This is a genomic window from Methanobrevibacter sp., assembly GCF_045130115.1.
Classification (GTDB): Archaea; Methanobacteriota; Methanobacteria; order Methanobacteriales; family Methanobacteriaceae; genus Methanocatella.
The window spans coordinates 1-10,571 of the sequence record NZ_JBGUPC010000006.1; the positions used below are offsets into that span (position 1 = coordinate 1).

Sequence of the window (10,571 nt, forward strand, 5' to 3'; positions counted from 1 at the left end):
TTCTGAAGGTAGACCTAGCTGTGATAGAGACAGATGTATTAAATGTGGATCTTGTTATGCAATGTGTCCAAGAGCATGGTTACCTATAAAAAGAATTAAAGAGGAAACTGGATTATAGGAGGAATGAACATGCCATTAGGAACTTATAAAGAAGCATTATCTGCAAGAGCTACTGATAGCAAAATTACTGATGTATCACAAGACGGAGGAATTGTTTCAGCATTACTCTGTTACGCAATTGATGAAGGAATCATTGAAGGTGCAGTTGTAGCTGGAACTCCTGATGAAGATTGGAGACCTATTCCTACTGTAGTAACTTCCGCTGATGAAGTTATCGCAGCAGCAGGTACCAAATACTCAATGTCCCCAACCTTATCCGCTGTTAAAGAAGCTACCCGTCAATATGGTTTAGAAAAAGTCGGTGTTGTAGCAACTCCATGTCAAACCCAAGGTTTAAGAAAAGCACAAGCTTATCCATTTGCAAGATTTGTTGCTGATAAAATCAAATTAATCATAGGTATCTACTGTATGGAAAACTTCCCTATGGCTTCTCTTGATACTTTCGCAACCGCAAAATTAGGATTTGACTCATTACAAGATGCTACTAAAATGGACATCGGTAAAGGTAAATTCTGGTTAACCAAAGATGGTGAAGACTCTGGTTTAGCTATTAAAGAAACCCACGGATACGAACAAGCTGGATGTAACATCTGTATGGATTACGTTTGTGAATGGGCTGACGTATCAACCGGTTCTGTAGGATCTCCTGACGGATGGTCCACTGTTTTAACCAGAACCGACGATGGTGAATCAATATTCAAAGCTGCTGTTGACGCTGGTTTAATTGAAACAAAACCAATGGATGACGTAAAACCTGGTCTTCCTTTACTTGAAAAATTAGCTAAAGGTAAAAAAGACAAAAACGGCAAAGAACGTGAAAGAAGAGCAAAAATGGGATTACCACTTCCTGTGGAATACTAATTCCACTTCTTTCTTTTTTTTATTTTTTTAATCGACTTCTCACTTGAGGCATACTTTTTTTAAATTAATCTTTAAATATTATGAGTCATATATATTTAACAGATGAGGTGACTATATGAAGATTAACAAAATACTTGTTTTTGCAATTGCAATAGTGTTTCTGGTATCAATAAATTTTGCAGTTGCAGTTGATGAAAATGCCACTCATGCAGTATCTGAAGTTGATGACAATGCAGTTGAACTTCAGGATGCTCCACAGAATTCAGTGGCTGATGATTCTGAAGATATGATAAGTCAGGATACATCTAATGATCCGGAACCGGTTCAGACAATTAAGATGGGCAAGGTTACCAAACGTTATAATGGAGCCATTGAATATCAGGCAACATTTTATGACGCAAACGGCAATCCATTAAAGAATACTGAAGTTTATTTTGAAGTGGATGATTCCACTGACTATTCAGCAGTTACAGATTCTAACGGTGTTGCATTGCTGACTATTCTAATCAATAACGGCAACCATAAGATTGCTGCATTTTGTACTGATCCTGTAGGAATTAATTATGATAATATCAAGGTGTTTGATGTTTTAAGAGGCAATAAAAACATCAACATGTATTATGAAGGAGGAAACACTTATAAGGTTCGTGTTTTCGATGATAACGGCCAACCTGCAAAGGCTGGTAAAAAAGTTACTTTTGCCATTGGAAAAAAGGTAGCGTACAGATACACAGATAAGAACGGTTATGCCCAAATCAAGATTCATTCAACACCTGGAATATATGAGATTGGGGCAAAATATCAGAACTTTATTGTAAAGAATTATCTTACAGTCAAACAGGTCATAAAACCATTGACTTCATTTAAAGATAGGGCAATTAAATCAAAAATTAAATTTAAGGTTAAATTATTGGGTAAAAACAATAAAAATAAAGTGATTAAAGTCAAATTTAACAAAAAGACATATAAAGCCAAAACCAATAAGAAAGGAATAGCAAAGTTCTATCTCAAAACTCCTAAGAAGGTAGGAGTATATAAAGTCATTACATCCTACAAAAAAACAAAAGTAACCTCAGTATATTCCAAATATTATGCATAATGAAGAGATTGCTCTCTTCATCTTTTTTTTTTAAATGGTTGTAACGGTACAGCCTTCTTTTTCGATAATTAGGGTGTGCTCTTTTTGGCTTACAAAGCAATCCTGTTTTTCACGCAGGGGAGCATATGCATAGACTGCCATTGCTTCTGACAATTGCTTTAAGGCGATGTTTCCTTTTCTCTCACCGAATTCACTGGTAATCCATCTTCCTGAAAATGGAACAAACCTGTGATTGTTTTGAATATATTTCAGCACTCTTTGTGTGCTTTTCATTCTGAAAGGCCTGTTTTTTAGGTATGAGAATATGTAATGTCCCGGTGCATCGTTCACGATTCCCTCTCCGTTTGTTGCAAAGGGTTCGATTGCTACCGCTTGTCCTTCCTCTAAAATGTAGTGGTCATGATTGTCATAATTTGGGATTGAAATTCCTGCATGCAGGTTATTCTGTTCCAGACTATGGCCGGTTAAATTGAATATCGGATTTAATTTGTATTCGGAAATTGCTTCATGAACTGCCTCACCAATCTTTGAGACTTCAATCCCTGCTCTTGCGGTTGCGATTGCGGCTTCAAGGCCCGCTTCTGATGCTTCAACTATCTCTTCATGCAGATTGATCTCATCTTGTGTGTAATTTTCATCAATGTTTCCGTCAGCTATTATTGTAATGGCAGTATCTGCAATATATCCATCAACCATTGCTCCCAAATCTAATTTTACCATGTCTCCTGCCCGTATTGCGGTTTTGTCATTGGCTGGAGAGGTATAATGTGCAGCCACTTCATTCAATGATACGTTGCAAGGAAATGCAATTTCAGCACCAGATTTTAATATTTCGCTTTCTACATATTCAACTAGGTCAATGACCAATGTTCCTTCTGTAATCATTTTTGAAGCTTCGTCACGTATTTTGGAAGCGATTTTTCCTGATTGTATATAAGATTCCATCATAAGTTTTTACCTTCTATGTTAATCAATTAAATATTTAATTGATAAAGTTTATATATTAATTTATTAGTATACATTATATATTAATTGGAGGTTAAAAAATGGATATTCCTACAATACCTGACCAAATGTTTTTATTAATTGTATTGGTTATCATAGCTATTGTATTAATTATCATTGTTTTCCAATGGAGAAGCATTGCTCAATCCAAAAATTCAATTGCAATTCTTGAAAAGGAAATTGAGCTTAAGAAAATGTCCATGGTTGAAAAAGACATTGAATCCAAAAGATTAATGGATAACCCTATTCCATTACCGCAGGACCAACAAGATCGTCTTTCAGAAATAAGACAATCCACTACTGAAGCTAGAAGTCGCGTTGGCTTCCTTCATTCTGAAATCAATGAAAGATTAGCAAGGTTGGAAGCTGAAACCGAACAGAGAAAACTTGAAAAGATGCTTACAGAAATTGAAGAAAAAGAAAAGAAACTTAAAGGAATGAAATAGGTGAGAATATGGAAGCTATGGAAGTAGTTGCAGTCATAATTTTAGTTGTTGCAATTGCAGTATTAGTTTATTATTATTTGCTGAACAGTCCTGGTACTATGGACAAATTACGTTCTTATGTTCCAACAAGTGCCGATGCACATATGGATGAAGTTTTAAGCGGTTCTTCAGATTATCCAGATTTGTCCAAGGACGGATCTTCTGGAAAAGGTAATTCTATGGGTAAAAGAATCAAGGTTAAATTAAGCGACATTGACATGTCCTCTTTGAACACTGATGCTTTTTCTAACAAAATTGATGCATTTCTGGATGCTAAAAGTGAAGAATTAATTAAAGATTGGTCTTTAGCCACTACTGATGATTTGGAAGATCTTCAAACCAAATTTTCAGAAACCACAAGCAATGTGGATAATTTGGAAAAAGATTTCAATGAATTTAAAAAGTCTTCTGAAGAGTTCCAAAAATCAACTGAAGAAAAGTTAAATGACTTGGATAAAAGAATTGAATCATTGGAAAATAACTAATGTTATTTTCTTTGATTTCTTTCAATTTTACGAAAACTTTATATATTATATGAATCATATTTAGTAATGTTACTGATTTTCATATAGCAGGGTGGGGTAGTCTGGTGAACCCGCAGGGCTCATAACCCTGAGATCCCTAGTTCAAATCTAGGCCCTGCTAATTTTAATTAATATTTTTTGGCAAGTTAAAGACAGCTGCTGGTTATATTTTAACTAAGGAAACTCCGCACATCAAACAAGACTATGGCGTTGAAAAACGTATACTGAGAAGTATGACTCTGGAGCAGAAACGACACGGCTTTTAATGGTAGACGATGATATTTAATTGAGGACATTAAAAGAGGCGGTGAAACGGCCATTCCATAGGATGCAAGAGCAAAGTTGCCGATAATCACTTGTGTAGGCAAGGTAGTTCGCTAAGATGAATGCTGACAAACAGAATGTGGGTTACTCTTAACATGCCATACCCTAATGTCTGGGTTACTATTAAAATAGGTTGAAAGATTACCTATTTTCCAGACATTATTTTTTTTGTTATTTATTGATACTCTAAGTGGTCATTTTTGGTGGGTAAAAATAATAGTTAACAATGGAAGAATATCTACCAACCAGTATTAATCCATTTGTTAAAATAGCCATATTTTAGTTCAACAGATTTAATCTAACCTGATTATATAAACTTATTAAATAACTGTTAATTGATGTTCTTACGAAGTTTTTTTAAAGAAGAAAAAATAAATATTAAATAAGATTAATATGAGCTTTTGAAATAATCAAAGGAATATTAAAAACAATTCACCATTGGTGGAATTATGGAAAAAAAGGTTTATTCAGCAATAATTAATAAATATTACAAAGCTGTTCGTGAAGTATATGAACTTGGGAATGTGGAATCATCATATAATCCACATATTATCCAAATGTTCACAGATATAGGTTGTATTGCTCAAGACTTATCTGGAGGAAGATCAGGTACTAGTGGAGAGAACATTGATATCAAATTGTGGCATAGTGAAGATGATGTTACTAAAATTGAACCATTTGCAGGTGTGGAAGTAAAGAAAATTAATGGTATTGATAAAAGAGCATTAGGGCAAATAGTAATAGAAGTAGAAACATATGGTAATGCCATTTTGACCGATAATTTAATATGGAAATTCTGGCAAGCTGGCGATACCAAAATGTATGCGGAAATAGAGCTTTTAGAATTCAAAAATGGTAAATTAGTTCTCAAAAAAGAAAATATTGATTTATTTGTCAGTATATTAGAAGACTTTTTACTTAAAAATCCTGCCCAAATCAAATCTTCAAGCAAACTTGCTGAATATATGGCTATCCACGCACGTACCATTCGAAGTATTGTTTTAGGAATACTTGGTGAGGATGATAATGGACAACCTTTGGATAATAATTATCAGTGGAGTCTTCCAATGTTTCAGGAACTATATGGCCTTTACAATAAAATTAAATCTGAACTTTCACCATCAATGAATACAAAAGAATTTGCTGATATGTATGCGCAGACTATTGTCTACGGACTTTTTATTGCAAGATACAAGGACACTACACTTGATACATTTGATAAATATGAAGCTATTGGTTATTTACAAGACGAATCTGAATTATTGAAACAATTTTTCATTCACATCACTATGGGGAAAATGAACCCCACTCTTGAAAGTGTTATAGATAAGTTATGTGAACTTTATAAGATATGCGACATATCATTTTTACTTGGAAGAGATGAGCATAAAGACACAATCGTTCATTTTTATGAAGAGTTTCTTACATATTATGATCCTGAATTAAGAAAGTCTCTTGGTGTTTTTTATACACCAATTGAAGCAGTGCATTATTTAGTCAATATGGTAGATGAAATTCTGATAAATGAGTTAAATGTAGATAATGGGCTCTCCAATAATGAATACATAACAACTAATGTCCCTTGTGCTCCTAAAGAGATTAAAAAAGGAAAATGGATAACAGAAGAGGAAATTTCTGTGCCTAGCATTGCTATTCTTGACCCTGCTTGTGGAACGGGCTCTTTTGGAGCAGAGATAATCAGATGTGTTAAGGATAAATATTTCTCTGGTGCAAAAGAAGTCTTTTATGAAGATTACATTCAGGATAAAAATGGTCTTCTGTCTCGAGTCATTGGATTTGAGATAATGATGACTAGTTATGTTGTTGCACACCTTAAAATGCGTCGTATGCTGAATTCAACATTAGGACATACTCCTCATGTTCAAGTACCAATCAATATTTTTCTAACTAATACTCTTGCTCCTCCTATGTCTGACGTTGAGCGAGGAAAACAGTTAACATTGTTAGATTTCTCTGCTGCAATAACTGATGAAGCTTATCATGCAGACACTTGGAAGGCTCGACGTCCTATAAAAGTTGTTATAGGGAATCCGCCATGGCTTTCCACATCGTCTAATCCTTATGATATCTCATCATATAAAAAAGAAACGGATGGTGTCACTGATCTCGGCGAAAAAAAACATTTGTTGAATGATGATTATGTTAAATTCTTCCATTTCGCAGAACAAATTATAGGTAAAGATGATGGAGGAATTCTTGCTTTCGTTTCAAATAATGGATATTTAGAAAATCCAACTTTTAGAGGAATGCGCGGAAGTTTACTAAGAACATTTGATAAAATTTGGATTGTAAACCTCCATGGAAGTGCAAATAAACAAGAAACTACTCCTGATGGAGGCAAAGATGAAAATATATTCGACATAAAGGTAGGAGTATCTCTTTTCATAGGTGTTAAAAAAACTGATTCAAAAGAATGGGCAAATGTGTATTATACTGATTTATGGGGTACAAAAGATTATAAGTTAAACACGTTAGAAAAAGGAGGTTTAGACTTTACTGAGTTGACTATAGATTCAAAAATGGCCTATTTCGTTCCATTTGGAAGTGATGATAAGGAATACTATGATGGGGGAGTTAGCATAACTGAATTGTTTCCAACCAATGTTACCGGAGTTCAGTCAGGAAAAGATAAGGTTGCCTTAGCTCCAACAAGAGAAGAACTCGTTAGAAGAATGGATATTGTTAAACACTCTACGACTGATGAAGAAATAAAGGAATTATGGGGAAAATTTACCGCCGGACAATCTGCGGAAAAAATTAAAAATGATGTGCTTTCAGATGGAGTTATAACACAAATTTCATACAGGCCATTTGATTTGCGTTGGACATATTATTCAGGAAAATCTAGTGGTTGGTTACATAGGCCTCGTGAGAAAAGTACAATGGGGCATTTACTTGCTAAAACTACTTCTCCAATAGGTGAAAATATTGGATTGGTATTTGGTAGAACATCTCGACCATATTTCTCACCATTTGTCTCAAAAAAAATAATTGCTCACCGCTTGTTTTCAGCAAAGTGTGAAATTACTTATGTTGCACCATTGTATTTAGTATCAACTGATGAATCTGGTGTAGAAACATGGAAAGATAATATCGATGAAATGGCATATAATAAATTGACACAATATCTTTTGGAAAAACCTTCTCCAATTGAGGTTTTCGATTATGTTTATGGTATTCTTCATGATCCGATATATGCAGAACAATATGAACAATATTTATGTAGGGATTTCCCACGAGTGCCTATAATTAATGATAAAAACATAGAAAATGAGGATGGGGCATTTTTTGTCAGTACCGATTTATTTTATGAATATGTATCAATCGGGTCTAAGTTACGAAAACTTCATTTAATGGAATCAAAACATCCTATAGAATTGACATTAGAACCTAACACTTCTGAAGATATGGAAATTGGCGCTATTAAATATAAAAAAGGTGTTCTTCAACTTAACGATAACAAACAAATTTTAGGTATTCCAAAAGAAGTGTGGGATTATAAAATTGGTGGTTATAAGGTGCTAGATAAATGGTTTAAAGAACATAAAGGAGATACATTAACAATTGATTCTTTTACTCATATTGAAAATATTGTAGGAGTCCTTGAAGAAACAATTAAATTAAAAGAACATTTAAGAAACCTACATTAAACAGTATAATGGCATCATAGATTAATCTAAATGTTCTACAATCTCCTCTCCCAAACTTGTTAGTCTGTATAAGCGTCCTTTCCTAAAATCCTCATTGATGCATTCTGCAACTCCAGTTTCCTTAAGCTCTTTAAGGACTTTTGAAATATGATTTGTCCTGATTCCTGCATCTGCAGCTATATTTGTTGGCGTCTTAACGTCATCTTTTAGTGCTTTGACAGTCTTAACACGGTAAGAACTGATATTTACATAAGCGTAAGTCTTTAAAGTTTCATCATCGATAGTACCATCCCCAGTTTATACACATAATATTAACTTGATTAAAATATATAAGTTTATCTACACGAACTGGAACCATTAGATGGATTTTTCATAATCTTGTCATAATAACAAATATGGCAATCATTAAAACATACTTCCAATCAACAACTATCAAAAATACGAAGGCATTCCTTCGTTAAAACAAAGCCAATGTACATAGGAGACAATCATGATGACAATGATTATTGCAATTAAGCAATCCTTCGCCACATGGTAACCACAAAATATGGCGGTAAATTATTATGCGCTGCCCCACCACCGTTGGAATCATGAGTATGGGTAGCATTAAGATGGAATGTTTGAGCTCCAAAAGCACTTCCACTTGACATTGTCCTATCAGCAGCATTTGATCCGCTTAATGATATGATACCCGTCTGACCAGGATTTGATTTATAAGTTATAGGTCTGAAATTTCCAGTTAAACTTTTACTTCCATGATTGTGGCTTGGCATTTCGTTAACTGTTAGTGTATGGCTTGCTTCACCACCAGTTGAGCCATTAGTGTAAGTATCTCCCGCTGCAAGTAGGAATTTATCTTTAATCTGTTCCCATTGGCCACCAAAAAGAGTAGAAGGATTTGTGTTATTAACAGATATGTATATGCTACCAACAGGATACACTTTGTTGATATCAAAAGAATTTAACTCAAATAGATACATCAGATAATCAAGAGCTTGACCAATATTTTTGTTTGAACCAAGACCTTGCCAAGTTTCTCTTGACCCCGTGAAAGATACGTCTTCATGAGAATGAGTATGCTCTTCATCCGCTTTGTCATTTAATGTAGATTGAAGATTCGTAATGTTAGATATACTGTGTGTATGACTGGAAGGTGTAAAAGAAGAAGGTTTATTAGTTAAATTATTATATGAACAAGTATGAACGTGATCTGCCCTTGCATAATAACCATTGTCTGTGCCCGCACTTGAAGATGTGCCAATAGTTTGTGGTGCTCCTCCTGCTTTGACATGCCCAAAATTAGTTGAAGATGCATGAGTATCGTGATCAGATATTTTTCTATCAATTATATTGGATATACTTGTTGTTAAATTTGTTATTGTTTGTTTCATTGAATTTGATAATGCCATTTAACCACCACTATAATTTTATAATTTTAACATCTCTATAGTGCCATGTGGATCCTTCAAAACTGGTAAATCCCCAATGTTTAAGCTCCTGTGTACCAGTATAAGTATATTCTGACTCACGAGTAATAGTATTAGTTGTTAAATCAGTTATTTTGTTATAAAATGTATTTCCACTTCGTGTAACTTCCAACAAATATTCTCTGTTAAAAATCATATCAGAACCTGCAGTTGATTGAGCCACAACATATTGCTTATGTTGACCATTTGTACCATTATAATTACTGCCAGCTAACAATATTCTAAAATTATTGTTTCTGTTCGTTGTTGTATCTGTAATTGGGTTTCCATAACATATTGACAGTCCCGCATTGTACCAATTACCTGAAGAAGTTTGTTTAACTATACAAGAGACCTTAACATCATCAGTTGTCGTATACCAAATATCATAGTGGTAATGACCGATATTATTGTTTACAGAATTAACACTATAATAATGTGAAGTTTGATCGCAATATATACAATTATAGATTGCAAATTCATTAGAAACTAAATCACCGCTTTCTGCTACAATTTTTACATTCTCTGGAGATGTTAAAGAAAAATCAAGATTTGCATTTCCATCATCATTAGTTTTTACTGTACCTATTAATTGTTTTGCCATGTTTTTTCACCATTTACTGTATGTGTTTTCTAATGTTCAAAAAAAAGGTAATTGGGAGCTACTCCGATATAGCCCCACATGGTGAATTGTCCATTAATAAGTACAGATATTAATTTCAGATATAAAGTATAAAAATAAAAGGACCCTCCCACGACACGAAGATGATCCACGCTAATGCATAGTCCATTATCACTCAAATATGAACTATAATATCAGTTATGTGGAATTAATTATATAATGCCTGTCATTATTTTTTGGATAAAAACACAGAACATGAAATCCTCGCCATTTCGTATATATGCAATACTACAAATAATGATGCCTGCAAACATGGCAGTTGAATCGTTATAAACGTGATGCGTAAAAATAAGCTTTGACAATCATGGTTCACTTTGGCGAAGGCTTGAAGTTA

At 33.9% G+C, this 10,571-nt stretch carries 9 protein-coding genes, 1 tRNA gene and 1 other RNA gene; 8 read left to right on the forward strand and 3 right to left on the reverse strand.

Going from position 1 to position 10,571, the window contains the following annotated elements:
* The 3 genes from ACJMML_RS00840 to ACJMML_RS00850 all read left to right on the forward strand — a co-directional run.
* On the forward strand, positions 1–118 hold a 118-nt coding region (locus ACJMML_RS00840; RefSeq protein ID WP_405305632.1), incomplete at its 5' end, for a 4Fe-4S binding protein.
* A gap of 11 nt (positions 119–129) precedes the next feature.
* Positions 130–981: a coenzyme F420 hydrogenase subunit beta gene (gene frhB / locus ACJMML_RS00845; protein WP_292751989.1), complete on the forward strand. Its 852-nt coding sequence runs from the start codon at positions 130–132 to the stop codon at positions 979–981.
* Positions 982–1,096: 115 nt separating this feature from the next.
* Positions 1,097–2,080: an Ig-like domain-containing protein gene (locus ACJMML_RS00850; RefSeq protein WP_405305544.1), complete on the forward strand. Its 984-nt coding sequence runs from the start codon at positions 1,097–1,099 to the stop codon at positions 2,078–2,080.
* 30 nt (positions 2,081–2,110) lie between these two features.
* On the opposite strand, the gene map is transcribed toward ACJMML_RS00850, so the two are convergent.
* Positions 2,111–3,028, reverse strand: coding sequence for a type II methionyl aminopeptidase (map, locus tag ACJMML_RS00855; protein ID WP_405305545.1), 918 nt, complete (start codon positions 3,026–3,028; stop codon positions 2,111–2,113).
* A gap of 98 nt (positions 3,029–3,126) precedes the next feature.
* Here map and ACJMML_RS00860 point away from each other — a divergent pair, with 98 nt between their 5' ends.
* From ACJMML_RS00860 to ACJMML_RS00880, 5 genes are all read left to right on the forward strand, one after another.
* Entirely contained in the window at positions 3,127–3,531 is a 405-nt protein-coding gene (locus ACJMML_RS00860) for a hypothetical protein (RefSeq protein ID WP_405305546.1), read from the forward strand.
* Between the two features lie 8 nt (positions 3,532–3,539).
* The gene (locus ACJMML_RS00865; protein ID WP_405305547.1) at positions 3,540–4,055 is read left to right on the forward strand and encodes a hypothetical protein; all 516 of its coding nucleotides are present in this window, start codon (positions 3,540–3,542) and stop codon (positions 4,053–4,055) included.
* Positions 4,056–4,140: 85 nt separating this feature from the next.
* Positions 4,141–4,215: transfer RNA gene (locus ACJMML_RS00870), tRNA-Met, on the forward strand.
* A gap of 20 nt (positions 4,216–4,235) precedes the next feature.
* An RNA gene (gene rnpB, locus ACJMML_RS00875) (RNase P RNA component) lies at positions 4,236–4,517 on the forward strand.
* A 350-nt stretch (positions 4,518–4,867) separates the two neighbouring features.
* On the forward strand, positions 4,868–8,089 hold the full coding sequence (locus ACJMML_RS00880; protein ID WP_405305548.1) for a type ISP restriction/modification enzyme: 3,222 nt from the start codon (positions 4,868–4,870) through the stop codon (positions 8,087–8,089).
* Between the two features lie 512 nt (positions 8,090–8,601).
* Here the strand turns inward: ACJMML_RS00880 and ACJMML_RS00885 are convergent.
* A complete protein-coding gene (locus tag ACJMML_RS00885; RefSeq protein WP_405305549.1) occupies positions 8,602–9,498 on the reverse strand; it encodes a phage baseplate protein in 897 nt (298 codons plus the stop codon).
* Between the two features lie 10 nt (positions 9,499–9,508).
* The gene (locus ACJMML_RS00890; RefSeq protein ID WP_405305550.1) at positions 9,509–10,159 is read right to left on the reverse strand and encodes a hypothetical protein; all 651 of its coding nucleotides are present in this window, start codon (positions 10,157–10,159) and stop codon (positions 9,509–9,511) included.
* Positions 10,160–10,571 lie beyond the last annotated feature (412 nt).

What these genes read in the sequence shown, in the direction of transcription:
- frhB (WP_292751989.1), top strand. Translation starts at nt 130, where the DNA reads ATGCCATTAGGAACTTATAAAGAAGCATTATCTGCAAGAGCTACTGAT.
- ACJMML_RS00850 (WP_405305544.1), top strand. Translation starts at nt 1,097, where the DNA reads ATGAAGATTAACAAAATACTTGTTTTTGCAATTGCAATAGTGTTTCTG.
- map (WP_405305545.1), bottom strand. Translation starts at nt 3,028, where the DNA reads ATGATGGAATCTTATATACAATCAGGAAAAATCGCTTCCAAAATACGT.
- ACJMML_RS00860 (WP_405305546.1), top strand. Translation starts at nt 3,127, where the DNA reads ATGGATATTCCTACAATACCTGACCAAATGTTTTTATTAATTGTATTG.
- ACJMML_RS00865 (WP_405305547.1), top strand. Translation starts at nt 3,540, where the DNA reads ATGGAAGCTATGGAAGTAGTTGCAGTCATAATTTTAGTTGTTGCAATT.
- ACJMML_RS00880 (WP_405305548.1), top strand. Translation starts at nt 4,868, where the DNA reads ATGGAAAAAAAGGTTTATTCAGCAATAATTAATAAATATTACAAAGCT.
- ACJMML_RS00885 (WP_405305549.1), bottom strand. Translation starts at nt 9,498, where the DNA reads ATGGCATTATCAAATTCAATGAAACAAACAATAACAAATTTAACAACA.
- ACJMML_RS00890 (WP_405305550.1), bottom strand. Translation starts at nt 10,159, where the DNA reads ATGGCAAAACAATTAATAGGTACAGTAAAAACTAATGATGATGGAAAT.